The following is a 25,249-nucleotide window of genomic DNA, read 5'->3' on the forward strand; positions in this document are numbered from 1 at the left end:
GAGGACCCCCATTCAGGGGAAGGCGACTCGTCAGACGAAAGTGCGACCGGCGGAGACATGGCCCAGGCACGCGGGCTCAATCTGCACAAACGCAACGGAAGGCGGGAACCCGCGCGTCAGCGGCAATGAGCACAGACCGCCGAAGGGGCGATGCGAGGGCCCGGGAGCCGGATTCCTCACCAACGAGACTCACCCGGACCCCAGGCCAGCGACGAGGCCGACACCATCCTCTCTGGTGCGTTAGCTCGCTGCCGCCGCCCTCCTGGTCACCGTCGGACTCATGCCCGCCATGGCTGACGTTGTGGACTCCACCGTTTCCGGTGGAACCCTGACTTCCACAACGGGGCGCCACACTGAGCGGCGTGACGCTTTTGACGGATCCAACACCCAGGCGGCGACGGGTTCTTCGACGCAGTGGAGCATCACTGACGCCCGTGGGACTGGCGCGGCTTGGACAGTTTCGGTCAGCGCCACGGTCCCCACGAGCGCGGCGGGGACCACGGAATTGGTCGCCCGCACCCTTCCGGTCGGTAATCTGACCATCACCCCGGGCGCGATCACCGCGGGCGCTGGCTCTGACGCCGCAGCTGGAATCACCGCACCTGCTCTCACGACGTCCCATGCCCTGGTAGCGGCAGAGGCAACGCACAAGGGGACCTACACCCTGACCCCCTCGTTCAGCCTGGCCATTCCCGCCAACGCCTTCCGGTCCAACTACGCCGTTGGGTCCAGCGGCGCCCTGAACCCGTACACGACCACCGTCACGTACACCATCGCCTAAGAGCGAGCATGTTGAGCAGCCCGTCGGCCGTGCCCATCAGGGGCACTCCACCCTGTCGAGCGCGGGCGTCCCGGTGCGGGCTGGGTTGGGCGCGCGGTTCTCGGATGCCCTCGATCAATGACTGCGGTGCCAGAATGTGACTTTGTCAGATCCGGTGGGCGGCTCAGCCCGTGGGCTTCGAACTGAGATACCGGCGTAGACCGGGGATGGCGAAGTCGACTGTGCCGTACCCTACCGATTCAATGAGTCCGGCGGCCAGGAGCCGTGTCCGGTAGTTGGCGACAAGGTTTGTCTTGGCGCCCAGCCGTTGCCCGATGTCGCCGGCGGCCGAGGGTCCGTCGTCTTTGGCCATGGCATGAAGGAATTCCATGTCTTTGGGTGAGGCTGTTGAGAGAGCAGCTTCGATCACGGTGCGTGCGTTGCGTCGGTGGGCGGCTTCAATGGCCCTGCCGACAGCCTCAGCATCCAGCGATCCCTCGTTGTTTTCGGCTTCCCGCCAGAGGAAGTAGCCGACCAGCTGGATGAGAAACGGGTATCCTCCTGTCGCTTCAGAGGCCTGACGGACCAGGGCCGGTGAGATATTGAACCCCGCCGCCGCGAACGTGTCGGCGAACGATGTCTCCACATCCCGGACTGCGGCCGCATGCAGGTCGATCTTGTCGGCGCGGCGGAGGAACGTCGCCACGCCTTCGTTGAGCAGGTCCGACACCGCGGCCGGCAGGCCGGCGAAGACCAGTCCGATGGGAAGCCGGTCCTGGATCAGGTGCTGGACACTGGCGGCCAGCTGCGCCAGTTCAGCACGGTCAGCGGCGTGGATTTCGTCCACGGTGATGACCAGACCGGTACCACGGCCCTGGATGAGCCGGAGGAGTTCTTCAGCGAGGTTCCGCCACGCGNTGAGCCGGAGGAGTTCTTCAGCGAGGTTCCGCCAGGCGACCTGGCGTTCGGGCGGGAGCTCTGTCGTGAGGCTGAAACCGGCGACGGAGACCGCCGTGATCCGGCGACCCTGCGGTCCGGTGCCGAGTTCTTCGGCCAGCTGGCGCATGGATTCGCCGATCCTCCCCATAAAGCCGCCGGTGGCCGTCTCGGAGATCACGGCCCATCCGCGTTCCCTGGCCATATCGTGGGCGGCACCGAGCATGACGGTCTTGCCGATGCCACGGGCACCGGTGAAGATGGTGAGGAGCCCCGGCGCCCCTGAACCCAGGCGTAGGCCGTAGTCGAACTCGTCGAGAAGTCCTGCGCGGCCGATGATTTCCGGCGGTGTCGCGCCGGCTGAGGGCCGGAATGGGTTCTCCATGGTGGATTCCTTGTGAGTGGCTGTGAGTCTTGTGAGTCTTGTTGGATCTGTGAGTCTTGTGAGTCTCGCCACCACCATACCTGCCCGCATCGGCTTTCGTACCGATTACGGGCATCGGCCTGCGTACGCGGACTCTGTGCGGCTGGACACCGGCGGGATCGTCACTGGCCTGCGCGAGATCCTCGGCGGCGCAACGCTCGCCGGGCGGCCATGCGGGCCGGGCTGATCGACGAGTATGCGCTGGCCACCTATCCGGTCCTGGTGGGCGGCGGCACGCCGTTCTTCACCGCGCTGGACAGCTGGGTGAACCTGGACCTGGTGGAGACGCGGACGTTTCCCGGCGGCGTGGTCCTAACCAGGTACGAGACGAGGCGCTGAGCGCGATTCCTCCGAGCGGTGGGGGGAAATAGATCCACCACCCGCGGCCCCACGTCGGTGGCCAGCAGGTGACCACATTCGCCGAGAGCTACGATTCCGCCGGGAAAACATCCATCCGGTCACGACCTAAGCCATGAGCGGCCTGGGCAGCACTGAATAGGACTACGCAGTATCCTGCCGATCAGCGGTTATCGGTGGAAGACCCGCTGTCCGCGGAGAGGAAGTCAGAGACGCAATGCCAGCCGCCGAATCTTGGCTGCGCCGGATAGGACTCCTCGAAAAAGCATGGTGGAACGTTCGGATCGAGGCGGGAGAAGAACGCTCCCACCCCGATCCGACCTTCCACCCGACAAGCATCACGGACGCCGCTCAAAAATGCGCACTTGACAAAGAGCACTACATATCAGCGGGAGGGGCGATCTTCGAGGCCGGGTCACCCATCGCTGGTCGGGCCTTGCTCACGAATCTCTCCTGACGCGCGCGGGACAGTCAGCCAGAGTCTGGCTGGCCGCCGATGCGACGTCCTAGGTAACCTACAGTTACGTCGCGGCCGTGAAGACTATTGGCATGAACGAGGCCACGATACCGGCCACACCGCCGCCGGCCAGCGGGCCGATGATAGGGATCCATGCGTAGGACCAGTCGCTTGAGCGTTTGCCTTCGATGGGAAGAATGGCGTGTGCGATGCGAGGGCCCAGGTCACGTGCGGGGTTGATGGCGTAGCCCGTTGGCCCACCCAGGGAAAGCCCGATGCCTACCACCAGAAGTGCCACCGCCAGCGGACCGAGGCCGGATGGAGTTCCGCCGAAGGTAAGAATGACGAAGACCAGCACGAAGGTGCCGACGAACTCGGTGAGCAGGTTCCACCCGTTCGAGCGGATGGCTGGTCCCGTAGAGAATACAGCCAGCTTGTTGGCCGCCAGCGGCTCCGCATCGAAGTGCTGTTTGTAGGACAGCCAGCAGACCACAGCACCCAGGAATGCCCCGATGAATTCGCCTCCGAAGTAGGTGATCGTCGAAAGGAAATCGACCGGGATTCCGGGGACGAACTCCTTCGTGCCGTTCAAGACGAGTCCTAGCGTCACGGCCGGATTCAGGTGGGCGCCGGACAGCGCGGCGACGTAGACGCCAGCGAAAACGGCGATGCCCCACCCCCACGTGATCATCAAAAACCCTCCGTTGCTACCCTTCGTTCCCTTCAACGCCACATTGGCGACCACACCGCAGCCGAGCAACGTCAGCATCCCCGTACCGAATACTTCCGACAAAAAGACAATTCCAAGAGACATCTTTGTTTCCTTCATTTTCTGAGGTCAGCCGACGTGATGGTCGGCCGTTGGCGACGAGCGAGTCGCGCCCGGGCTGCTCCCCGCCAGCCCTGCGGTGTCATGCCGGGTCCGACGTCCGGCTCCCGGCGGGAAAATTTTTGGGCAGTGGGAACCGCCGGTCGGCGATGAATATTAACGACCGATCGAATACAGCGACGATCACGGCCACGATCACGGCTTCGGCCGCTCAACTCAAGCGGGCGACTACCGACCAATCAGGTCATCAGGGACTTCAGTCCGATTGCGGAGGAAAACCCCATGCACGCGTCAGTGCGCGGCCACGTATGGCTTCGGCGCAGGGAGGCCTGCTTCCTCGCGGACCCGGCGGGAGAAACGCTCTATTGATTTGAGGGCCGAAATCACATCGGCCGGCCGGACTTCGAAAGGCATCGCATGAATGGTCTCGCCTGTCGCCGTCGCTGCGTTGGCGACCAGTTCGAGCTCGTGGGTGTTCTCAACCGTCAGTCCAATTTCGGTGAGAGTAGTGGGCAGGCCCACCCGCGTAGTGAATTCGATGAAGTCACGGATGTCGCCGGTCGGTGCACCCTCCAGCACGAGCTGCGTGAGCGAACCGATGTTCACTTTCTGCCCGTGGGCCAGTCCGTGTGTTTGCGGTGCTGCCGTCAGTCCGTTGTGGATGGCGTGGGCTGCGGCCAGACCACCGGACTCGAATCCCAGGCCCGAGAGCAGGGTATTCGCCTCGATGACCTTCTCGACTGCCGGGGTGACAAGGTGGTCGCGTACTGCGTCGAGAGCCGGCAGTGCGTTCTCCCAGAGAATATCCCAGCTCAGTCGGGCCAGGGCAGTGCCGGTGAGGGTGGGAAGGCCCCCGGCCATGGTCAGCGAGTTGGATGCAGCGGTTGCCCGCGCCTCGAGCCATGTGGCCAAAGCGTCGCCGACACCCGCTGCGAGGAAGGCCGCCGGGGCGTTGGCAACAATCTGTGAGTCGACCAGGACGAGGTCCGGGTTGCGAGGAAAGAAGCGGTACTCCTCGAATGCACCATCTTCCGTGTAGACAACGGCCAACGCCGACGTCGGCGCATCCGTTGAAGCGACCGTGGGTACGGTGACCCATCGGATACCCGCGAGAAACCCGGATGCTTTGACAGCATCAATCGTGCTTCCGCCGCCTACGGCGACCACGACGTCCGCGCGCTCTTGATCACTTCGACGAGGCGATCGATCTCTTTTGCTGAGGGGACTCCGCGGAACGTCTCCCGGGTGACGGGCAGCCCGACCGCCTTCAGGGACGAAATTACGTCATGTCCCACGAAACCCCAGACGGCGTCGTCGGCAACGATCAGGGGTGTGCTTCCGATGGGCGCGAGGAACTCTCCCAAACGAGCGATGGCTCCCGGCCCCTGGACGTAGCGACCGGGGCTGATGACTGTGCGGATGGGACTTCTTGCAGGCATGGGGTACTCCTTGACGTCATTGTCGATGCGGGCCGGATGGCCTCCCGGAGCTCATTTCCCGCGCCCCGGTGGTTTGAGAATATTGCGCCGGTGGCGAGCCTGATGACGGTGACTGTCTCAAAATGAGACGCGCACCGCAGGTCAGTGAGATTGCGCTACTTGGGCGAGACTATTTCGAGTCTGGCCATCCGCCGGTAGATTGTCGCCCTGCTGAGACCCAGCTCTGCGGCGGCGGCGCCAACGGTGATGCCGGGGCGTAAGAGGCATCGGATGATCTCGTCGCGCTCAATGGACTCCATCCGCGTGAGGTGCCGGCCGCGGGGCCCGATAAGTGCGGATGGCAGGTGCCGCACGTCGATGGTGTCCGTGCGCAGCGCTGCCGTGTGGACAATCCGAAAGAGCTCGTCGATGTTGTCGGGCCAGTCGTAGGCGGTCAACACGCGCTCCGCAGCCGGGGTGAAATCGACTTCGCGAAGGCGGGTCTGCCGGGCCGCATAGCGGGCCAGCGACAGGATGTCGGCGCCGCCGCGCTCACGCAGGGCCGGGACCGGCACCACTGTCTCAACTAGGGCGGCGAGTGGCTGGGGAATCGCATCGAACTCTTCAGCGGTGACTGCCCAGACAAGGACCGGAGGGGTCCCCGCCGTGGACACCGGCCGCGACTGCAGGGCGCCCAGTGCATGGGCCTGCAGTTCCTGCGCTGCCCACGCCGGCAGGCGGTCGACGTTCTCGACGATGACAGCGGTTTCGGGTTTTGACAGCTCTGGCACCCACAACGACAGCCAGGCGTCGACATCCTCGGGTGCGGGAGCGGCGGCGCACAGGATGCGGCTCGTCGGGTGGACTTGACGCAGGGCCTGCCCCAGAAGTGTGGCTCGCCCGGTGCCGTGCTCGCCGACTGCGGCGAGCACCCGGCCCGCTGCCAGCGCATGGACCGCCTGAATAAGAGCCCCTGTCCACATCGAGGAAAGGTCCCGAAGTGTCCCCGAACCCGGTTCCAGGCCGCCGCGCTGCACCCGGAAGACCCCGCCCCGGGCTTCCGGTTTGACCGTCCGTCCCTGTGACCGGGCGAGCATGAGCGCCGAGGTGTTGCTCGCCGCCGATTGCGCCAGCGCCAGCAGGAGTTCCGGTGACGAACGCGACCAGGTCGTAATGTTCACACTGCCTTCGAGCCGGCCGCTGCGGAGGTCGAGCACCGGGACAGCGGCACACGTGTAGGTGCGCAGGCTTGCCGTGTAGTGCTCTTCGGCTCGTACCAGACTGGCGGTCCGGTCCGCCAAGGCAAGTCCCATTCCGTTCGTTCCGGCCACGCGTTCAGAAAACGCGAAGCCCGGCGCCAGGTGCACCTTGTCGAGTGCCCGCAGCAGCGAGGTGTCGCCACTGAATCGGTTGAGGACAAGCCCGTCGGCGTCGGTGAGCATCAAGCTCACAGGCTCGTTGGCGAGAATCCCATGAAGGCCGCTGAGCACATCCTGTCCGCACTGGAAGAACAGCGAGTCGGTCGCGACCGAACCGGCCCATACAGGGTCCACGGTCTCGGCCGAGACGCCATAGTCCTCACTGCGTTGCCAGGACGCTTGAACTCGCTTGGCCGCACTGACGACCTGACCGTCGTGCGGCCCGCGCATTGGCGTCGGGAGCCCTATGTCCAGGTTCGGCGCCATCGCCGACCTCCTTGTCTCGGTACATCGAGAGTAGCCCTCCTGTGCCGGAGGCGTCGCCGTTGTCCGTCTCAAAGTGAGACACGCGGCACAGGTCGACATGTCCTGCGTCTGCCTACTGTCGATGTTGTCGCGACTAAGGCAGTCGCGAGAAGGAGACAACGCATGTATACCAAAGATGGCGAAAGTTACTTCATTGTCGACGCCCACATCGCCCTGTGGGACGCTCGGCCGGAGAATCAACGCAATATCCACGGCAAGCAATTCATTGACTGCTTCTACGACTACCACCGCAACCTCTCTCCCCAGGAGGAGGTGTGGACCTACGAGGAGTACCTCTACCAGGGCGGTCAGCGCCTCATGAAGGACATCTTCGACGACGGATACGTGGATCACGCGATCTTCCAGCCGGCCCATCTCGGCGAATTCTACAAGAGCGGCTTCGGACAGACCAAGGAGGCCTATGACCTCGCCGCAGCCAATCCCGACAAGCTCACCTACAACCACAACTTCGATCCCCGCGATGGAGAGGCCGGCCTCGACCGGCTACGCGCAGACCACGAAAAGATGGGCTTCAAGGGCGTCAAGCTCTACACAGCGGAGTGGAACGGCGCCTCGCGCGGTTACAAGCTTTCGGACCCATGGGCCTACCGCTACTTCGAGGAATGCCGCACGCTTGGCATCAAGAACATTCACGTCCATAAGGGTCCGACGATCCGCCCGCTCGACCGCGACGCTTTCGACGTCGCCGACATCGACCACGCAGCCACCGACTTCACCGATCTCAATTTCGTGGTCGAGCACGTCGGACTGCCGCGACTCGAAGACTTCTGCTGGATCGCCACGCAGGAGCCCAACGTCCATGGCGGACTGGCTGTCGCGATGCCCTTCATGCACACACGGCCGCGCTACTTCGCCCAGATCATCGGTGAACTCCTGTACTGGGTGGGTGAGGACCGCCTCCAGTTCTCCAGCGACTACGCCCTGTGGACACCACGCTGGCTGATCGAGCGCTTCGTCGACTTCCAGATCCCGGAGGACATGACGGAGTACGGCCCGATCACCACCGACCAGAAGAAGAAGATCCTCGGACTCAACGCGGCGAAGATGTACGACATCCCCGTCCCCGCCGAGCTCCAACTGCCACGCGCGGCAGAACCGGAGACCGGACCCCGTGAACCAGAGCGGGTGGACCTGGCAGGCGCCCTGTGATCGTCACGCTTTCCGAGCCGGAAATCAGGGTTTCCGGGGCGTTGGGGGAGGAGGACGTCCGTCGTGCATTGGACGCCGTCGTCGATCCCGAACTGGACGAGCCGATCACCGACCTCGGGTTCGTCCGGTCGGTTACCGTCACAGCGGATGCGGAAGGGGCGCAGGCCGTCATCCATCTGCGCTTGCCCACCTCGTTCTGCTCGCCGAACTTCGCCTACCTGATGGCCTCCGATGCCAAGGATGCCGTCGCGGCGCTGAAGGGAATGGCGAAGGTGGTCGTCGAACTCGACGATCACCACGACTCCGAGATCATCAACGTGGGCCTCGCGGCTGACGCCGGCTACCGAGGGACCTTCCGGCACGAGGCCGAGGAGTCTCTTGACGAGCTGCGGTGGACGTTCCGCCGAAAAGCGCACACCGCAGCGATGGAACGTTGCCTCAGCGACCTGCTGCGCTCCGACCCCTCGCTCGCCGAGACGGCCGTAGGCACGGTACGGCTGCGCGAACTGCCGCCCGCGAAGCACACTGATTCGCTGTTGCGTCGGCGGGCAGTCCTCGGACTGCCCGAGGGCCCCGACGCCGTCGTCCTCGTCGACCACGAGGGCCACCCCTACGCACCCGAGGACGTGCCGATGGCACTGCGGCGTGCGCGCTCGACGCGCGTATCCATCGACGGGAATGCGCACTTCTGCCGCGGTCTGCTGCGCACCCGCTACGCCGAAGCCGAAGCCGACCAGGCTTACCGGCCCGAGGCGGCCGAACATCACCAGCTACTTCCGATCACAGTCAAGGAGATCCACCCATGAGGACCATGCGAGCCGTCCAGGTCGTCGGTTACCACGAAGACCTGCAGATGACAGAGGCCCCCATCCCCGAAGTGACCGGCCCGTGGGATGTCCTCGTCAAGATCGGGGGAGCCGGCGTGTGCCGCACCGACTTGCACATCCTCGAGGGCCAGTGGGCAGAGAAATCACAGGTCCAGCTGCCGTACACGATCGGCCACGAGAACGCCGGCTGGGTGCACGCCATCGGCAGCGCCGTCACCAACGTGAAAGAAGGCGACAAGGTCATCCTCCATCCCCTCGTCACGTGCGGGCTGTGCCGGGCCTGCCGGTCGGGCGATGACGTGCACTGCGAGGAGAGCAAATTTCCCGGCATCGACTCCAACGGCGGCTACGCCGAGTACCTCTGCACGTCCGCGCGCTCCGTCGTCAAAATCGACGACTCGCTGGAACCGGCGGACGTCGCTGCCCTGGCGGATGCCGGCCTCACCGCCTATCACGCGGCGGCCAAGGCAGCCAAACGGCTGACCTCGCGCGATACCTGCGTCGTTGTGGGCGCAGGAGGCCTGGGCCACATCGGGATCCAGGTGCTTAAGGCGCTCACCCCCGCCCGTATCATCGTCGTCGACCGCAACCAGGCTGCCCTCGACCTGGCCAAGTCGATCGGGGCCGACGCCGGTGTCATCTCTGATGGGACGCAGGTCACACACGTACTTGAGCTTACCGAGGGCCGGGGCGCCGAAGCCCTCATCGACTTCGTCGGTGAGGGCGGCGCAACAGCCGACGGCGTTGCGATGCTGCGCCGGGCAGGGGATTACTACGTGGTCGGTTACGGCGAGAACATCAACGTACCCACGATCGACATCGTGTCGGCGGAAATTAACATCATCGGTAATCTCGTCGGTTCCTACAACGACCTGCAGGACCTCATGGCCCTCGCCGCGCGCGGCGCCGTCAAGCTCCACACACAAAAATATGCGCTCAGCGACTTCCAGCAGGCAATCAGCGACCTCGACGCCGGCAAGGTCCGCGGACGCGCCATCCTGGTACCGTGATGGACTCACCGCCCGATGCGTAGGCGGGCGCGCCCCTGGCGAACCCGCCGAGACCCGCCCACCATTGATCGTGTCTCGACTGGCTCGACAACCGGTCGAGACCGCCGCGGGCACGACTGGGCCTCATCTCTGGGACGGCCGCGGTCCCCGGAATTGCGGTCTCGACGAGCTCGACCAGCAACGCCCCGCGGGGAGCCACACCACTCACGGGGACGCAACTGTGAGCAGGCGCTCCGGCAAGGAGCCGAACAAACAGCACAGGTACCCTCTGATCATCTGAGACGAGGGCCACCGATCGTCGAATGCTAGAGGAGCGACCATGCGACACGATTACATGATTAGTGCCCCCGATCGGAACCCTAGACAAACTGCGACTTCAGAATCACGTTCGTTGAACGACGATTCAGGGCAACCTGACCCACGGGACCTAGAACTAGTCGCCCTCAGGCGGCGAGGTCCCTCCGATAGCGCTCGGCGAGGAAGTCGCCGGTCGATTCGAGCCACTCGGCCATCGTGGCGCGCAGTCGCGTGGCCTCGGCCTCGAATGCCGGGTCTCCGGCGAGGTTCACAAGCGAGTTCGGATCGGTGGTGAGCTGATAGAGCTCTTCCGGTTCGCGCCGCACGTAGAACTCGACTCGGGCGGCGACTTCGGGATCTTCGGCGGCCGCGCCGCTCATGGCGGACCAGGTCATGCCTTCCATGTTCTCGGCCTCGTACTCGACACCTTCGTCGGACCAGGCGTTCCAGATGTAGCCGAAGTCGCTGTCCTGCACGCACCGCATCTCGAAGCGGCGTTTTGCCGAAGTCTCGTGGAACACGGTGAAGGCCAGGTCGCGATCGGCCTCCGAAGCGCCGTCGATGAGGCCCGTGAGGGATCGGCCGTCGAGACCGGCCGGAGTCGGGATGCCCGCGGCCTCGCACAGGGTCGGGAAGAGGTCGAGTGCCGACACGAAGTGTTCCTCGTCCGCTGCCCCCGGTGTGGTGCGCCCCGGCCAACGGATCACTAGGGGTGTGCGGGTGCTCTGCAGGTAACAGTTCGCCTTGGCAAAAGGCACGGCGATCCCGTTGTCAGAGAGGAATATGACGATCGTGCGGTCGGCTTGGCCCGAGTGGTCGAGTGCGACCAGCAGTGCCTTCACGACGTCGTCGCAACGTCTCGAGGACGAGAGGTATTGTGCATACTCCTGCTCCACGCCCGGCAGGCGCGGGAGGAAGCCCGGCACTGGATGCTCGCCCGGGCGGTATCGCTGGGATGGCGCCGGTATGCGAGCGAGGTCCTCTTCGCCGAACCTCGCAGTCTCGTCTGCGCTCCCGTCGAACGGGCGGTGCGGGTCGTGGGCGTTGGCCATGAGGAACCACGGTTCGTCGGCGTGCGTCGCGAAGAAGCTCGTTGCCGCGCTCGAGTACGCCTGTGGATCCCGTCCCATTCCCAGTTCTCGCATCGATATCCAGGTCACCCATCCGAACCGATCGACCGGCTGGAGATGGTCGACCTTGCCCAGGATGCCGGCCTGATACCCGACCTCGCGCAGGTAGTCGGTGAGCACCGGGATACCGTCGGCGATGGGCTCGAAGCCCTCAGCACCGTTGCGGTACGGCCACAGTCCCGTAAGCATCGCCGAGCGGCTTGGCTGGCATACGGCGGCGGCGACGTGCGCCCGATGGAAGGCCATGCCTTCGCCCGCGAGACCGTCGACCGCCGGCATCACGCCGGGAGGCCCCCCGAAGCTCGAGGGTGTGTCACCCCCGAGGTCGTCGGCGGTGATGAGCAGGATGTTCCAGCGATCGGTCATCGGTACAGCAACTCCTCAAGGGCTACAGATGCTCCCGCGCTCACGGCCGACTCCAGCGACGCGTCCGCGGACTCGACCCGTAGCGCGTCACGGAGCAGGGGGAAGATCTGCTCGCGGGTTTGCTCGCGGATCGCGGAGATCATGGGCGCCGGCGAAATCGCGAAGATTCCGCCGAGAAGGAGAAGTCCAGGCGTGAACAGGTTGACGACCGTCGCGACTGCGTTACTCATGTGTCCGATGATGTTGTCCTCGAGTTCGACCGCGGCCGGCTCACCGCGGCTGGCCCACTCGTGCAGGATCGCGAGTACGTTGCCCGCGGGATCGAAAGTCGGATCGATAGCGGCGAGGCGCCTGAGGATGTACGGCTCAGAGACCATCGTCTCAAGGCATCCTCGGGCGCCGCATGAGCACAGCTCGCCCTGTTCGACGACGCGGGTGTGGCCGAGATAGCTTTCACCACCCGGGCTGCCGTAGAAGGGCTGGCCCTTGACGGCGACCCCGAAGCCCAGACCGGTCTTGACGTAGACGTAGGCGATGCTGTTGACCTCGTGTTCGCCGTATCGAGCCTCAGCGAGCGCCATGGACCGCACGTTGTGATCGACCACGACCGGCAGGTGGAGGCGCGCCTCCAGCATGTCCGATATCGGCACCTGCTTCCAGCCTAGGTTGATCGAGAGCTCGATGCGCCGGTGCGCTTCGTCGACGGGCGCGGGCACCCCGATGCCGACGCCCAAGCACGGTGCGCCATCGTCGGCTTCCAGGACGGAGGAGACGGTATTCGCGATTAGCTCGATCACGTCTTCAACCGGAGCAGTTGGGTCGAATGAACGTGCCTCGGCCGATCGCACGCTGGCCCGCGCATCCGTCAGGCCCACCTTGATCGTGCCGACGCCCAGCTGCACGCCGACAACGGTTACCGCATCCGGGACGGGGACGAGGATGAGTGCGGGGCGGCCCACACCCCGAACGCCAACTTCGCGCTCTGTCAGTAGTCCGCGTGAGATGAGCGGTCCCACGATCTTGGTGATTGTGGTGGGGGAGAGCCCTGTGGCGTCGGACAGCGTTGTGCGTGAATGCGGGGGCTCATCACGCAGCAGGCGCAGTATCAGTGCCTCGTGCGGGCTTCGTTCATTTTTCGCAATCATCGCCATCGCTCATCCTTCCGCAAGGTCTGCCCGGTCGCCCATCTTGACGCATAAGTTACTTTAGTGTTATTTTCTCCACTTGAACAAATAAATCGACCAAGGTTTTCGATCCATCGTCGTCAGATCATGGCCCGCCGTACCCACGGCTAGCTAACTCAATGAAGAGGAGTTCCCCATGTTCCGTGCCAAGGCCACAGCGCCCCTAGCGCTGCTCGCCGTCCTCAGCCTTGCGGCGTGTTCAGCCACCCCGTCGACCGGCGAGAGCGCATCCCCGGAGAATCCGTTCCCGGAGTCACCCATCACCCTCATCGTGCCGTTCCCGGCCGGATCCGGCCCTGACGCGAGTGCTCGCGTGATCGCCCTGGAACTCGAGAGCGACCTCGGGGTGAGCGTCATCGTCGAGAACATCGAAGGTGGCTCTTCGACGATCGGCCAGTTCGAGCTCGCCTCCGCTGCCCCGGACGGCTACACGATCGGGTACGTCGCCGCGACGGGCATCTCGGTTCAGAGCCGTCTCATCGACACTCCGTTCCAGGGTCTCGAGAGCCTCACCCCGATCGCCGAGACCAGCACGACTGCAAATGTGATGTTCACGAGCCCCAACAGCGGAATCGAGACCATTGCGGACTTCGTCAAGGCCGCCAAGGCCAGCCCCGGGAAGTTCACGGTCGGATTGGGTAATCGCGCGTCCGGGCAGGACCTCCAGCTGGCGCTGCTCGAGCAGGCGGCGGGCATCGACGTCAAGCCGGTCTATTTCGACGCCGGGCAGATGGTGCTACCCGCCGTGAACGGCACGGTCGACGTCTCCGTCGCGCAGTTCGGTCCGGTGGTGCAGTACGTCGACAAGGGAGACCTCATCTACGTCGGAGCCTTCGATGCCCCTGACAGCCTTGACGTTGCGCTATTCGCCGACGAGGGCTACGACACGGACCGTTGGAACGGTTGGGAAGGACTCTTCGGCCCCGCTGGGATGGACCCGGCCGTCGTTGCCATCCTCTCGGATGCCGTCGGCCGCGCTGTCGAGAGCAAGTCCTACCAGGACTACATCACCAAGACGTTCGGCATCCCGTCCTTCGTCGGGTGGGATGAGTTCGCGGACGTTGCTGCCCAGACCGATGCCGACTCGATCGCGCTGATCGACGAGATGGACCTGAAGAAGTAATCCGATGTCGAACCCTCAGGACAATCTCGAGGGTCCCGCAACGGTGGTGGGCCCGGGTGAGGAACCCGGGCCCACCACCGACACCGGGCCCGACGTCGCGGTGTGGAATCCCGGTGACGCGGCCAGGATCGCCTTCGATGCAGCACTGGTCGCGATCGGAATCGTCTACCTCGTAACTGCCTCGCAGATGCGATTCATCAACGACGAGGGTGACCCCGGCGCGGGCTTCTTCCCGGTCGTGTCAGGCACGATCATGGTGGTGTTCCTGGCCATCGACCTCGTGCGACTCGCACTGCGCCGCCGCACCGACGCATGGGAGCGGGGCACGGGTCATCTCTCGCTGCGACTCGTGGCGATCCTCGGCTCGATCGCCATGTATCTCGCGATCGTCGGCCTTCTGGGCCACATCATCACCGTGATGATCCTCACGGTGCTGCTCGTCGTGCTGTTCGGCAAGCGGCCGTGGTGGCAGGTCGTAATCATCGCCCTGGCCGTGGGCATCGGCACCGACCTCCTGTTCGTCGAACTCCTGGGATTGCGTATCCCCACCGGCCTCTTCCGATTGGCGATCTCCTCATGGATCTGATCTCGAACCTCCTCGAGGGCTTCGCAGCGGTCTTCAACCCCATCCTGCTGCTTACCCTGCTCGTCGGCGTGCTCATCGGGAGCATCGTCGGCGTCCTCCCGGGCATCGGACCCGTGGGTGCCATGGCGCTCTTGCTGCCGATCAGTTTCACGCTTGACCCCGCCGCGGGTCTTATCATGACGTCCGGCATATACCTCGGCGCGCAATATGGAGGGTCGACCTCCGCGATTCTCATCGGTGTGCCTGGCGAGGCCTCTTCCGTCGTGACCACGCTGGATGGCTATCCGATGGCCAAGAAAGGGAGGGCGGGTGCCGCGCTGGCGATCGCAGCCCTGAGCTCGTTCCTCGCGGGGACGCTCGCCGTAGTGCTCCTCATGGTCGTCGCTGGGCCGCTGAGCGATTTCGCGACGCAGTTCGCGAGCCCCGAATACCTGATGCTCGCGATCTTTGCCCTCGTCGCTCTCTCCCGGCTGACGGGCGGGTCCACCATCATGACATTCGCGGCCGTTGGCCTCGGCCTCATTCTGGCCACCATCGGCCTGGACGCCACGAGTGGCAACGTGCGTTTCACCTTCGGCCTTACCCCCCTCCTCCAGGGCATCGAGATCACCTCGGTTGCAGTGGGTCTTTTCGGTATCTCGGAGATCCTGCTCCTCGCCGAGGGGAGGGGCACGGTGCAGTCGATGCCCAAGGTCCCCTTCCGCAGCCTGTGGCCCAACCGCACGGAACTGCGCCGATCGGTGGGTCCAGCCTTCCGCGGCGGCATCATCGGCTTCGTGCTCGGGCTCATCCCCGGACCGTCGGGGGCGGTGTCCTCTTACGGTTCGTACGCCCTCGAGAAGCGCATATCCAAGCGCAAGGATGAGTTTGGCAAGGGGGCTGTTGAGGGCGTCGCCGGACCCGAGGCGGCAAACAACGGCTCTGCGGGTGGCTCTATGGTGCCGCTGCTCGTCCTTGGGCTTCCTTTCAACGGTCCAACCGCTCTTCTCCTCGCCGGGTTCACCGTGCAGGGCATCATCCCGGGCCCGCTGTTCATGGAAAACGAGCCCGTGCTGTTCTGGACCCTTATCGCGGGGCTCTATGCGGCGAACCTCGCGCTGCTTGCGCTCAACCTGCCGCTCGTCGGCATGTTCACGAGCCTGCTGCGCATTCCTCGTGACCTGCTGCTGACCTTCGTCGTCGTGATCGCCATCATCGGCACGATCGCCACACGGGGGCAGCTAGTCGACGTCTTCTGGCTCCTCGTCATGGGTGTGATCGGCTACCTGATGGCCAAGCTCGGCATCTCGCGTGTCGCCGTGATGCTCGCCTTCGTCATCGCGCCGATCCTCGAGTCCTCGCTGACGCAGACAGTGTCCCTCGCCGACGGCGATCCGCTCTACCTCTTCGATCGACCGATCTCGACGACGATCATCATCATGACCGCGCTCATCGCCATCGTTCCGGTCGTGCTGAAGGCGATCGCGAAGAAGCGCCACCAACGGTCCGTGCTCGACCTGGAGGTCGACGCGTCGTGACCAACGTCATCCTGATCCTCGCCGACGACATGGGGTTCTCCGACCTGGGCAGCTTCGGCGGCGAGATAGCGACTCCCAACCTCGACCGGCTCGCCGGCTCGGGCCTGAGGCTCAGCCAGTTCTACAACACGGCCCGTTGCAGCCCCTCAAGGGCGAGCCTGCTCACCGGCCGACACCCGCACGAGACGGGTATCGGCATCCTCAACGACGACGATCGGCCATGGGGATACCCTGGAACGCTCAGCCGCGATCACGCGACCGCCGCAGAGCACTTCAAAGCCGCAGGCTATGCGACCTGTCTCTCGGGTAAGTGGCACCTGTCGAGTGACACGACTGTGCCGAACGACAGCTGGCCCACGCGGCGTGGATTCGACGACTTCTACGGGATCCTCGGCGGGGCGGGCGACTATTTCCACCCTCGAGAGCTGTACCGCGGAGAAGCGCGGCTCGAGATCCCGGGCGCCGGTTACTACTTCACGGACGCCGTGAGCGAGCACGCTGCCGGATTCGTGCGCACGAGCGCGGCGGCGAGCACGCCGTTCTTCCTCTACCTCGCCTATACCGCACCGCACTGGCCTCTCCACGCTCCTGCCGACATCGTCGACGACTACGACGAGGTGTATGCGCGCGGATGGGACGAGCTGCGGAGCGAGAGGAGGCGTCGACTCGTCGAGTCGGGCATCCTCGGTTCTGAGTCCACGCTGAGTGACCGCGATCCGAGCCAGACAGCGTGGGATGACGCGGCCGACCACGATTGGGAGGCGCGCAGGATGAGCGTCTACGCCGCCCAGGTGGACAGCATGGACCGCGGAATAGGCACTGTCCTGGACGCCGTCGAAGCCGCGGGCCTCACCGAAGACACCCTCGTGGTGTTCCTCTCGGACAACGGCGCGTGTGCCGAGAGCATGCCGCCCGCCGATGCACCCCTGTTCCGCCAGCGCCAACCGTCCCATGCGATGGATGGGCGGCCGATGCGCATTGGAAACGAACCCGACATCGTGCCCGGTCCAGCTGACACCTATGCGAGCTACGGCACCGCCTGGGCGAATCTCTCCAACACACCGTTCCGCTACTACAAGCGCTGGGTGCACGAGGGAGGCATCGCGACACCCTTCATCGCCTCGTGGCCGGCTGGTGGGCTGGCCGACGGATCCGTCGTCGCTGCCCCGTTCCAGTTGACGAACGTGCTTCCGACGCTCCTCGATGCCGCAGGCCTGTCCCCGGCCGGCGGCCCCGGCTCGAGCATGCTGCCCGTGTGGCGAGGCGGTGAAAGTGCCGACGACCACGCGCTCTACTGGGAGCACGTGGGCAACGCCGCAATACGCATGGGCAGGTGGAAGTCCGTTCGAACCTGGAACGGGCCGTGGGAGCTATACGATATGAGCGTCGACCGTGCGGAACTGAACGATCTCTCGCAGATCGAGGCAGCTCTCCTGGAGGGCCTTGTCGCGCAATGGCAGGCCTGGGCCGATTCGGTAGGTGTCATCCCGTGGACCACGGTGCTCGAGCATCGGGCCGAGCGGGCGGCGAAAGTCCCGCCGGCCGCGAGCGCCGCACCCGAGCACAGCAACAGAGAGGACTGAAGTGAGCGCCGCCCGCCGACCAAACATTGTGATGATTCTGACGGACGACCATGCCGCCCATGCTGTGGGCGCGTACGGATCGGTGGTCAACGTGACGCCGCGTATCGACGAGATCGCCGAGAACGGCTGGCTGCTGGAGAACTGCTTCGCCACCAACTCGTTGTGCTCTCCCTCGCGCGCCTCGATCCTCACGGGCACTTACAGCCACGTCAACGGTGTCAAGGGCCTCGAGACGCCCATCGACGCGAGCCAGCCGACCTTCATCAGCCTCCTGCGCGAGGCGGGCTACCGCACCGCGATCGTCGGGAAGTGGCACATGGGGCACGGCGGCGATCACGACCCGCAGGGCTTCGAGTACTGGGATGTCATCATCGACCAGGGCGAGTACTTCGACCCCCAGTTCCTCTCGGCCAATGGACTCCGCACCGTCCCTGGATACGCGACCGACGTCATCACCGACCTCTCCTTCGACTGGCTGGGGTCCCTCGGGGGAGACGAGCCCTTCTGCATCCTCATCAATCACAAGGCGCCCCACCGGCCGTGGGAACCAGACGAGAAGCACGCCGGGATGTACAAGGACATTCCGGTGCCCTCGACATTCACCGACGACATGTCCACGCGCTCGGCGTCGGCTCGTCGGGCGTCGATGCGGATCGCTGAGTTCCTCGCCGAGGAAGACCTCAAGCAGCCCGTTCCCGAAGGTCTCAGCTACGAGCAGATGGCCCTGTGGAAGTACCAGCGGTACATGGAGGATTACCTCGCCTGCATCGCCTCCGTCGACGACAACGTGGGTCGCGTGACGGATTGGCTGCGGGACCGAGGCCTGTTCGAGGACACGCTGCTCATGTACAGCTCGGACCAGGGCTTCTTCCTGGGCGAACATGGTTGGTTCGACAAACGGTTCATGTACGAGGAGTCGCTGAGGATGCCGTTCGTGCTCTCGTACCCGGGCGGGCTTGAGGCCGGACAGGTCTTCGACGGCATCGTGACGAACGTCGACATCGCCCAGACGATCCTCGAGGTTGCCGGAGTCGAAGCGCATCCGCGCATGCACGGCAGGAGCTTCTGGCCCGATCTCACCGGCGCTGCCACCGAGCCCGTCGATGGCATGTACTACCGCTATTTCGAGAACGACGACGCCAATCACCGCGCACCGGCGCACTACGGGTACCGCACGCAGACCCACAAGCTCATCTACTTCTACAACGACGGCGAGGGCATGCAGGGCACCGGCCGGTACACCTATCCGCCCGAGTGGGAGCTCTACGACCTCCAGGCGGATCCGGAGGAGGTGCGCAACGTCTACCACGATCCCGACTACCGTGAGATTCGTGAGGATCTGAAGCGGAGGATGTGGCTCAGGCAGAGTGAACTCGGCGACGAGCCGCATCCCAGCCAGCCGATTCCCGCGTTGTTGGATGCAAGCGGAAGGAGAGTGAGATGACTGGACCGCAACGGTTCCCGCATTCCGTCTATCGCCTCGGCGACGAGCCTGACCCTCGGTTCAGCCTCGCCAACGAGCGAACGTCCCTGGCGTGGATTCGCACGTCGCTCGCGCTCATTGCGCTGGGCGTCGCACTGGAGGCGCTGCAGATCCCCACTGCACCGCCAATCCGGCTGAGCATGGCCATCCTCTTCATCGCACTCGGTGCCCTTGCAGCGGTGCAGAGTTGGATCGGCTGGTCGCGTGTCGAGCTGTCGTTGCGCCTGGCGAAGGCACTCCCCGGGGCGGGATTCACCGCAGTCATCGCAACGGGCGCGCTGATCGGGGCGCTGGTCATCGTCGTCGGGTTGCTGGTGTGACCTCAATCGAAGCGCCGTTCGACGCGGGGCTCCAGCCGGAGCGCACGCTGCTGGCCTGGCGCCGCACTGCGCTCGCGCTGGGGCTCGGCTGCGCCGTCGCGGTGCGCCTGACGATCACAGGGCCCTGGCCCGCCATGAGTTCGATCGGCATCGTCGGTATCGGCTTCGCCGCCGCCGTGTACGTCGGAGCGACGAAGCGCTACCGTCGCGTTCACGCCGCACTCCACTCGGGCACGCCGCACGGTGGAGCGGCACTACCGCTTGCCGGTCTCGCCAGCGCGGCGCTTCTCATCGCGGTGCTCGGTGGGATCTTCGTCATCGGTGTCGCAGTCACCGGGGGTTGGCGGTGAGCGGGCGCCAGAGCGCGCGCGACATGGTCCTGATACCCGCGGGCCGGTTTCTCATGGGTTCCGAGGAGTTCTATCCCGAGGAGGGACCGGTGCACGAGGCGAGCGTTGCGGCGTTCGAGATCGATCGCGCTCCCGTGACCAATCGCGACTTCGCACTGTTCGTGGAAGCGACGGGATACGTGACGGTCGCCGAGAAACCACTCGATCCTGCCGACTTCTCCGGCGCGGAACTCCCCGATCTTCGGGCCGGCTCGCTCGTGTTCGTTCCGACCGCCGGGCCGGTGAACCTCGCCGACTGGCGCCAATGGTGGGCGTGGCGCCCCGGGGCGTTCTGGCGGGAGCCGTTGGGCGAGGGAAGTTCAGTTGAAGACAAGCTCGACCATCCCGTGGTGCAGGTCGCGTATGCGGACACGCTCGCGTACGGCGACTGGGCGGGGGTGCGGCTGCCCACCGAGACCGAGTGGGAGTTCGCCGGGCGGGGCGGGCTCGAGGGCGCGCGTTTCGCGTGGGGGGACGAGCCGCAGCATCCCGATCAACTCAAGGCCAACAGTTGGCAGGGCCGGTTCCCCTACCTGAACACGGGAGCCAACGGATGGGTCGGAACCTCACCGGTCGGCTCGTTCGACTCCAATGGATACGGCCTCGTCGATGTGACGGGAAACACCTGGGAGTGGACGAGTTCGAAATACAACGCCCGGCACGAGGCCCCGACCTGTTCGTGCGGTCCGGTCGACGACCACGCCAGGTCGGCGGACCAAAACCAGCGGGCCCTCAAGGGCGGATCGCACCTGTGCGCGCCGGAGTATTGCCTGCGTTACCGCCCGGCCGCCCGGTCCGCCCAGTCGGAGGACTCCTCGACCACGCACATCGGTTTCCGCTGCGCGAGGTCCTTGGGATGAACACGCGAAAGGCCCCGCCGAATGTCGTGCTGATCCTTGCCGATGACATGGGCTGGGGCGACCTAGGCTGTTACGGCGCGACCCACATCGACACTCCGCAGATCGACAGACTCGCCGCGAAGGGTGTGCGAGCCCTTGACGCCCACTCCTCGTCCGCGGTGTGCACTCCGAGCCGGTACGGCGTGCTCACCGGTCGGTACTGCTGGCGTGGGCCCTTGAAGAGCGGCGTGCTCGGTCCGTTCAGTCCGCCGATCATCGAGCCGGGCCGAACGACGATCGCCTCCCTTCTGCGGGCGAACGGCTATCGCACCGGAGCCTTCGGGAAATGGCACCTCGGCCTGGGGTGGACGAGCAATGACGGCTCGGTGTGCGACGCGTTCTCCACGCCCGAATCTGCAGCCTGGGATCCACTCAATCCGGAGCCGGAGATCGACTACTCGGTGCCCTTGACGGGTGGTCCGCTCGAACTCGGCTTCGATCGCTTCTTCGGTACCGCAGGCTCCCTGGACATGCCGCCTTACTGCTTCATCGACCAGGACCGCCCCCTGGGAGCGCTGGTGGCGCAGAAGCAACTCGTCGGCAATCAGCGGCCGGGGTTGGCCGCCGACGATTGGGTGGACTCAGACGTCGACGCACGGGTGGTGCGGCAGGCAGTCGACTGGCTCGAGACGGCGGGCACCACGCCGTTTTTCCTCTATCTGGCGACGGCGGCGCCGCACAGGCCGAACGTGCCGCCGGTATTCGCGGCGGGAACCTCGCGAGCGGGTGTCCGCGGCGATTGCGTTGGGGTCGTCGACTGGGCTGTCGGGCAGGTCGTCGAGGCTCTTGAGAGACTCGGGATGCTCGACGACACGCTCCTCATCGTGACGAGTGACAACGGCGCTCCCACGAGGTTTCCGGAGGAGAGTGATCCGGCGCATGCGCCCAACGGACCCTGGCGCGGCCAGAAGGCCGACATCTGGGAGGGCGGCCACCGCGAACCGTTCGTGGTGCATTGGCCCGCCGGCATCCCGGAATCGGGGGTCATCGAGCAGGCGATCAGCCTCACCGACCTCCTGCCGACGATCGCGGCAGCCACGGACTGCGCCTTGCCGGAGGGGGCGGCGGAGGATGGCCGCAGCATCCTCTATCTACTCCGCGGTTCCGCTGACGGTGTGGACCGGACCCTTGTCCACCACTCGAACGATGGCTCGTTCGGGGTGCGCAGGGGGCGATACAAGGCCGTATTCTCGACCGGCTCGGGCGGATTCAGCGAACCGGTCGGCCATCCCGCCGAGCCCCCGCAGCGGGGCACGCTGTTCGATCTGGTCTCCGATCCGGGGGAGCAGAGCGACCTCTGGGAGGCGCGGCCGGAAATCGTGGCCGAACTTCACGCCGAACTCGAAGCGGAGAGGACCCGGCCGTAGGATCGGGGGCATGCGCAAGACAGGTGTGCATTTCGGAGCGGGCAAGATCGGGCGGGACTTTGTCGCCCAGGGTTTGCACGAGAGCCGGTACGAAGTCGTCTTCGCAGACGTGAGCGACTACCTCGTCGGCGCCCTCCAGAGCCAGTCGAGTTACCAAGTGATCGAGGCCGGCGACGGCGCCGTCACCAAGGTGGTCGACAACTACCGCGACATCAACTCGAAATGCCACGCGGCGGAGGTGATCGCCAAGATCGCCAAACGCCGATGTGGTCACGACCGCGGTGGGCGCCCGCATCCTCCAGTTCGTGGCCCCCGTGATCGCCAAGGGCCTCGCCGCCCGCACCCGGCCCGAGCCACTCATCGTCATCGCCGGCACATTCTCCGAACCGTAGCCGAAGGCGTCGCAGAAGGAGGGAAGCGCGACGAGGTTGGAGAGGGGTTTTCGTGTATCCACACACCGTGTTTGCGTCCCAAATGGCCACTTTGACGTCCACAAACGCCTCGCCCAGGTCGTTTCGGCGACGACGGCCGCGGTCGACTCGGCTGACTACGCGTTGGTTCGGCCGACTGCGGGCCGCTTTGCACCATACCCGCAGCGGACCGCCGTGGCGGCGCAGGGGGCTTCACGTCCGGTACCTCCGGCGCGAGGTGCTCGCCTGGTTCGAGGGACTGGACTCTCATGCCTAGGCGGCGGACGCGCGCGGGCGAAGTCGGCACCATCCGCGTCGTCGCCTCTTGGCAAACGGGCAGAGTCGGGCGCAGGCCCGGATGCGTGACGAGTCCGGGATGCTGCGTCCAACTGCAGCATTCACATGGAACTGCAGCATTCGGCGTTCGTGGCGGAGCGGCCAACCTCAGGCCAGCAGTAGCCCGAACACCACGAATAGGGTGGCGAGCACAGCGAGTGCCAGCGTCGCGAGGGCGACCAGCGCGAGCGGCCACGCGCTCACCAGAGCGAGGGTTTGCGTCGAGCGCAAAGAGTGAGTAATCCGACGATAACGGATCCGAACCAGCACACAGGCGACGACCACAACCGCGGCGAGCCCCGCGAGGGACGCGGCAACTCCGAGCAGGCCGAGATGAGGTGCCGTCAGCCGAGCCGAGATCGCACACCCCAGACCGAGCGCGAGCAGCGTGCGCTGCCAGGCGAGGTGGGTGCGCTCGGGTTGCAGCCCCTCGTCGAAGAGTTCGGTCGAGGTCACAACAGCAACCCGATGCCGATGAGGAGCCCGCACAGGATGACGCCGGCGGCGAGGATGCCGGAGAACCCAAGCCCGGGGAGGGGCTTGCTCTCGCGCAGGGCGCGTTCGGTGCGGATCCAGTTGAGCCAGGCGTGCGCCGGGGCGACGACGCCGAGCAGAAGGAAGAGGAACGCCGCCGCCAGCCGGAGGGCCGGCTCGATCGGCAGCTGCAACACTTCTAATGCGACGCCGGCGGCGATGAGCGCGAGCGACGTGCGGATCCAGGCGAGGAACGTTCGTTCGTTCGCAAGGCTGAACCGCGCGTCGGGCTCCTCTCCGTGCGCGAACACAGCCGAGGGGAATCGTTTCGTCACCATGGGGTCCTTCCGCAGTCCGTCGTAACCGCGCTCAGACTATGCCCGAAAAGGAGCCGTCACCGGTGCCATCCGACTGGCGAAATTCACTCTTTTGAGACCGTTCACCGACCCACAAGCCACAAGCCCGGACTCGGGGATCGGTCCCTGCCGCGTGTTTCCGCGGCGAAACGAATTCTGCAGCATCCCAGACATTTTTTGAACCGAATTATGTCGGACTGTTGACGGAATAATTCGGCCTCCATATCATTGCAATGTGTTCAAGCCCGCTGGAGTGCATACACTCATCCGCCAGACTCACGAAGACCGCGTTCTGCGGGTTCTCCGGGAGCACGGAGCGCTGACCCGGGGCGAAATCGCCAGCCGTGTGGGGCTCTCTCGAACGACTCTTTCCGAGATCACCAGCGTTCTACTCGAGCGTGGCGCGATCAAGATCGCGAACACGGATGCCGATGCCCGCGCCGGTCGCGGACGTCCCGCCGAACGCCTCGTCCTCGACCCCGGCGCCGGGCAGTTCATGGGCGTGGACTTCGGTCATCGCCGCGTGCGCGTCGCTGTGTCTGACGCCGCACACGAGATCATCGCCTCCGGCGCCGAGTTCTACGGAGCCGACTCGTCCTGGCCGGAACGTCTCGACAGCTGCTTCCGCCTCATCGAACGGATCGGCGCGGAATCCGACGTCCATTATGGTGCGCTGCAGGGCATCGGCATCGGTTTCCCCGGACCCCACTCCCCGCGGATGCCCAAATCCACCCCGTTGCCGGGAAGTCAGACCTTCCGTCCTGCAGGCGACCTTGTCTATGGCTCATTCCTCGAGAAGTTCGGCGTGCCGGTGATCATCGACAACAACACCAGGTTTGCCGGACTCGCCGAGGCGATTTGGGGGAGCGGCGCAGGCGCACGGAACCTCCTCTACGTTCGTCTCTCCGACGGCATTGGCGGTGGCCTCGTCGTCGGAGGCCAGCTCGTCACCGGAGCATCCGGGTTCGCCGGCGAGTTCGGTCACGTCTCGGTCAGTCCGAATGGCATCCAGTGCCGTTGCGGCAAGAGGGGCTGCCTTGAGACGATCGCCTCCGTCCCCGCGATCTTCGCGAGCTGCACGGCCAAGGGCGTGCCGATCAGCTCCTTCGACGACCTGCGCGCGGCTGTCGCGAAGAGTGACCCGATCGTGACCAGCGTGTTGCGCGAGGTCGGGGATGCTCTCGGCCGGGTAATTGGCTCGGTGGCAGTCGCCCTGAACCCCGGTGAGATCGTCATTGGTGGCGAAGTGGTGCAGATCGCCGAAGTGATCTTCGAGCAGGCCGTCGCGACTATCGCCTATGAACTCCTGCCCGTCCCCGAAGCGGCACCGCGCATCCGCCTGGCCCAACTGGGCGACGACGACGGCGCCCTCGGCGCGATCGCCGCGCTGTTCCACCAGTCCCCGCTGCTCGCCAGCTACCCCGAAACCAAGCACGACGAGTCTCAGCAGAGCCCCATGCAAAGGAGCATTTCATGACCATCCGCACCCACGGGCGCGCCTCGCATCGGGAGGAGCG

Annotated in this window: 22 protein-coding genes and 3 pseudogenes; 17 read left to right on the forward strand and 8 right to left on the reverse strand. The window is 65.3% G+C overall.

Features of this window, described 5'->3' with window-relative positions; genetic code table 11:
• Positions 1-289 precede the first annotated feature (289 nt).
• Positions 290-781: a WxL domain-containing protein gene (locus tag E3O23_RS04535; RefSeq protein WP_241983322.1), complete on the forward strand. Its 492-nt coding sequence runs from the start codon at positions 290-292 to the stop codon at positions 779-781.
• 163 nt (positions 782-944) lie between these two features.
• On the opposite strand, the gene E3O23_RS04540 is transcribed toward E3O23_RS04535, so the two are convergent.
• Positions 945-2,171: an ATP-binding protein gene (locus tag E3O23_RS04540; RefSeq protein WP_478213506.1), complete on the reverse strand. Its 1,227-nt coding sequence runs from the start codon at positions 2,169-2,171 to the stop codon at positions 945-947.
• A gap of 43 nt (positions 2,172-2,214) precedes the next feature.
• On the opposite strand from E3O23_RS04540, the pseudogene E3O23_RS04545 reads away from it, so the two are divergent.
• Positions 2,215-2,459 (forward strand): annotated as a pseudogene (locus E3O23_RS04545) (dihydrofolate reductase family protein); the annotation flags it as partial.
• 539 nt (positions 2,460-2,998) lie between these two features.
• On the opposite strand, the gene E3O23_RS04550 reads toward E3O23_RS04545, so the two are convergent.
• The 3 genes and pseudogenes from E3O23_RS04550 to E3O23_RS04560 form a co-directional block, all read right to left on the reverse strand.
• Positions 2,999-3,748 carry an MIP/aquaporin family protein gene (locus E3O23_RS04550; RefSeq protein WP_134488761.1) on the reverse strand — a complete coding sequence of 250 codons (750 nt, stop codon included), beginning with the start codon at positions 3,746-3,748 and terminating at the stop codon, positions 2,999-3,001.
• Positions 3,749-4,054: 306 nt separating this feature from the next.
• Positions 4,055-5,202, reverse strand: a pseudogene (locus tag E3O23_RS04555) (glycerol dehydrogenase).
• 155 nt (positions 5,203-5,357) lie between these two features.
• Positions 5,358-6,866: an AAA-type ATPase lid domain-containing protein gene (locus tag E3O23_RS04560; RefSeq protein ID WP_134488604.1), complete on the reverse strand. Its 1,509-nt coding sequence runs from the start codon at positions 6,864-6,866 to the stop codon at positions 5,358-5,360.
• Between the two features lie 162 nt (positions 6,867-7,028).
• Here E3O23_RS04560 and E3O23_RS04565 point away from each other — a divergent pair, with 162 nt between their 5' ends.
• From E3O23_RS04565 to E3O23_RS04575, 3 genes are read left to right on the forward strand one after another with little or no spacing between them, the layout of a single operon-like run.
• The gene (locus tag E3O23_RS04565) at positions 7,029-8,075 is read left to right on the forward strand and encodes an amidohydrolase family protein (protein WP_134488606.1); all 1,047 of its coding nucleotides are present in this window, start codon (positions 7,029-7,031) and stop codon (positions 8,073-8,075) included.
• Positions 8,072-8,881 (forward strand): iron-sulfur cluster assembly protein, encoded by an 810-nt coding sequence (locus tag E3O23_RS04570; protein WP_241983323.1) that lies wholly within the window; start codon positions 8,072-8,074, stop codon positions 8,879-8,881. Before E3O23_RS04565 ends, E3O23_RS04570 begins: the two co-directional genes overlap by 4 nt.
• Positions 8,878-9,912: an NAD(P)-dependent alcohol dehydrogenase gene (locus E3O23_RS04575; protein ID WP_198415134.1), complete on the forward strand. Its 1,035-nt coding sequence runs from the start codon at positions 8,878-8,880 to the stop codon at positions 9,910-9,912. Before E3O23_RS04570 ends, E3O23_RS04575 begins: the two co-directional genes overlap by 4 nt.
• Before the next feature lie 443 nt (positions 9,913-10,355).
• On the opposite strand, the gene E3O23_RS04580 is transcribed toward E3O23_RS04575, so the two are convergent.
• Both E3O23_RS04580 and E3O23_RS04585 read right to left on the reverse strand, forming a co-directional pair.
• Positions 10,356-11,705, reverse strand: a complete 1,350-nt coding sequence (locus E3O23_RS04580) for a sulfatase family protein (protein ID WP_134488608.1) — start codon at positions 11,703-11,705, stop codon at positions 10,356-10,358.
• The gene (locus tag E3O23_RS04585; protein ID WP_134488610.1) at positions 11,702-12,856 is read right to left on the reverse strand and encodes an ROK family transcriptional regulator; all 1,155 of its coding nucleotides are present in this window, start codon (positions 12,854-12,856) and stop codon (positions 11,702-11,704) included. The genes E3O23_RS04580 and E3O23_RS04585 overlap by 4 nt, the downstream gene beginning before the upstream one ends.
• 169 nt (positions 12,857-13,025) lie before the next feature.
• On the opposite strand from E3O23_RS04585, the gene E3O23_RS04590 reads away from it, so the two are divergent.
• From E3O23_RS04590 to E3O23_RS18675, 11 genes and pseudogenes are all read left to right on the forward strand, one after another.
• Complete coding sequence (locus E3O23_RS04590; RefSeq protein WP_134488612.1) at positions 13,026-14,012, forward strand: tripartite tricarboxylate transporter substrate binding protein; 987 nt, start codon at positions 13,026-13,028, stop codon at positions 14,010-14,012.
• 4 nt (positions 14,013-14,016) lie between these two features.
• Positions 14,017-14,598, forward strand: coding sequence for a tripartite tricarboxylate transporter TctB family protein (locus tag E3O23_RS04595; RefSeq protein WP_134488614.1), 582 nt, complete (start codon positions 14,017-14,019; stop codon positions 14,596-14,598).
• Positions 14,589-16,115 (forward strand): tripartite tricarboxylate transporter permease, encoded by a 1,527-nt coding sequence (locus E3O23_RS04600; protein ID WP_134488616.1) that lies wholly within the window; start codon positions 14,589-14,591, stop codon positions 16,113-16,115. The genes E3O23_RS04595 and E3O23_RS04600 overlap by 10 nt, the downstream gene beginning before the upstream one ends.
• Entirely contained in the window at positions 16,112-17,698 is a 1,587-nt protein-coding gene (locus tag E3O23_RS04605) for an arylsulfatase (protein ID WP_241983324.1), read from the forward strand. Before E3O23_RS04600 ends, E3O23_RS04605 begins: the two co-directional genes overlap by 4 nt.
• Before the next feature lie 31 nt (positions 17,699-17,729).
• The gene (locus tag E3O23_RS04610; RefSeq protein WP_134488618.1) at positions 17,730-19,142 is read left to right on the forward strand and encodes a sulfatase family protein; all 1,413 of its coding nucleotides are present in this window, start codon (positions 17,730-17,732) and stop codon (positions 19,140-19,142) included.
• The gene (locus E3O23_RS04615) at positions 19,139-19,501 is read left to right on the forward strand and encodes a YidH family protein (protein WP_134488620.1); all 363 of its coding nucleotides are present in this window, start codon (positions 19,139-19,141) and stop codon (positions 19,499-19,501) included. Before E3O23_RS04610 ends, E3O23_RS04615 begins: the two co-directional genes overlap by 4 nt.
• Positions 19,498-19,851 carry a DUF202 domain-containing protein gene (locus tag E3O23_RS04620; RefSeq protein ID WP_166790403.1) on the forward strand — a complete coding sequence of 118 codons (354 nt, stop codon included), beginning with the start codon at positions 19,498-19,500 and terminating at the stop codon, positions 19,849-19,851. Before E3O23_RS04615 ends, E3O23_RS04620 begins: the two co-directional genes overlap by 4 nt.
• Positions 19,852-19,874: 23 nt before the next feature.
• Entirely contained in the window at positions 19,875-20,750 is an 876-nt protein-coding gene (locus E3O23_RS04625; RefSeq protein ID WP_134488624.1) for a formylglycine-generating enzyme family protein, read from the forward strand.
• Positions 20,751-20,776: 26 nt separating this feature from the next.
• Positions 20,777-22,156: a sulfatase family protein gene (locus E3O23_RS04630; protein WP_166790404.1), complete on the forward strand. Its 1,380-nt coding sequence runs from the start codon at positions 20,777-20,779 to the stop codon at positions 22,154-22,156.
• A gap of 10 nt (positions 22,157-22,166) precedes the next feature.
• Positions 22,167-22,403 (forward strand): annotated as a pseudogene (locus tag E3O23_RS18840) (mannitol dehydrogenase family protein); the annotation flags it as partial.
• A 19-nt stretch (positions 22,404-22,422) separates the two neighbouring features.
• Positions 22,423-22,548 carry a hypothetical protein gene (locus E3O23_RS18675; RefSeq protein ID WP_255453289.1) on the forward strand — a complete coding sequence of 42 codons (126 nt, stop codon included), beginning with the start codon at positions 22,423-22,425 and terminating at the stop codon, positions 22,546-22,548.
• Between the two features lie 462 nt (positions 22,549-23,010).
• Here E3O23_RS18675 and E3O23_RS04640 read toward each other — a convergent pair whose 3' ends face one another.
• Together E3O23_RS04640 and E3O23_RS04645 are read right to left on the reverse strand one after the other, a co-directional pair.
• On the reverse strand, positions 23,011-23,358 hold the full coding sequence (locus E3O23_RS04640; RefSeq protein WP_166790406.1) for a DUF202 domain-containing protein: 348 nt from the start codon (positions 23,356-23,358) through the stop codon (positions 23,011-23,013).
• Positions 23,355-23,714, reverse strand: a complete 360-nt coding sequence (locus E3O23_RS04645; RefSeq protein WP_134488630.1) for a YidH family protein — start codon at positions 23,712-23,714, stop codon at positions 23,355-23,357. Before E3O23_RS04645 ends, E3O23_RS04640 begins: the two co-directional genes overlap by 4 nt.
• Before the next feature lie 253 nt (positions 23,715-23,967).
• Here E3O23_RS04645 and E3O23_RS04650 point away from each other — a divergent pair, with 253 nt between their 5' ends.
• Positions 23,968-25,209: an ROK family transcriptional regulator gene (locus tag E3O23_RS04650; protein WP_134488632.1), complete on the forward strand. Its 1,242-nt coding sequence runs from the start codon at positions 23,968-23,970 to the stop codon at positions 25,207-25,209.
• The last annotated feature ends 40 nt before the right edge of the window (positions 25,210-25,249 follow it).

The sequence above is a fragment of the Cryobacterium tagatosivorans genome, assembly GCF_004402215.1.
GTDB lineage: Bacteria > Actinomycetota > Actinomycetes > Actinomycetales > Microbacteriaceae > Cryobacterium > Cryobacterium tagatosivorans.

Coding starts and splice junctions, on each gene's coding strand:
- E3O23_RS04535 (WP_241983322.1), top strand. CDS start 290: ATGGCTGACGTTGTGGACTCCACCGTTTCCGGTGGAACCCTGACTTCC.
- E3O23_RS04550 (WP_134488761.1), bottom strand. CDS start 3,748: ATGTCTCTTGGAATTGTCTTTTTGTCGGAAGTATTCGGTACGGGGATG.
- E3O23_RS04560 (WP_134488604.1), bottom strand. CDS start 6,866: ATGGCGCCGAACCTGGACATAGGGCTCCCGACGCCAATGCGCGGGCCG.
- E3O23_RS04565 (WP_134488606.1), top strand. CDS start 7,029: ATGTATACCAAAGATGGCGAAAGTTACTTCATTGTCGACGCCCACATC.
- E3O23_RS04575 (WP_198415134.1), top strand. CDS start 8,878: ATGAGGACCATGCGAGCCGTCCAGGTCGTCGGTTACCACGAAGACCTG.
- E3O23_RS04580 (WP_134488608.1), bottom strand. CDS start 11,705: ATGACCGATCGCTGGAACATCCTGCTCATCACCGCCGACGACCTCGGG.
- E3O23_RS04585 (WP_134488610.1), bottom strand. CDS start 12,856: ATGGCGATGATTGCGAAAAATGAACGAAGCCCGCACGAGGCACTGATA.
- E3O23_RS04590 (WP_134488612.1), top strand. CDS start 13,026: ATGTTCCGTGCCAAGGCCACAGCGCCCCTAGCGCTGCTCGCCGTCCTC.
- E3O23_RS04595 (WP_134488614.1), top strand. CDS start 14,017: ATGTCGAACCCTCAGGACAATCTCGAGGGTCCCGCAACGGTGGTGGGC.
- E3O23_RS04600 (WP_134488616.1), top strand. CDS start 14,589: ATGGATCTGATCTCGAACCTCCTCGAGGGCTTCGCAGCGGTCTTCAAC.
- E3O23_RS04610 (WP_134488618.1), top strand. CDS start 17,730: ATGATTCTGACGGACGACCATGCCGCCCATGCTGTGGGCGCGTACGGA.
- E3O23_RS04615 (WP_134488620.1), top strand. CDS start 19,139: ATGACTGGACCGCAACGGTTCCCGCATTCCGTCTATCGCCTCGGCGAC.
- E3O23_RS04625 (WP_134488624.1), top strand. CDS start 19,875: ATGGTCCTGATACCCGCGGGCCGGTTTCTCATGGGTTCCGAGGAGTTC.
- E3O23_RS04645 (WP_134488630.1), bottom strand. CDS start 23,714: ATGGTGACGAAACGATTCCCCTCGGCTGTGTTCGCGCACGGAGAGGAG.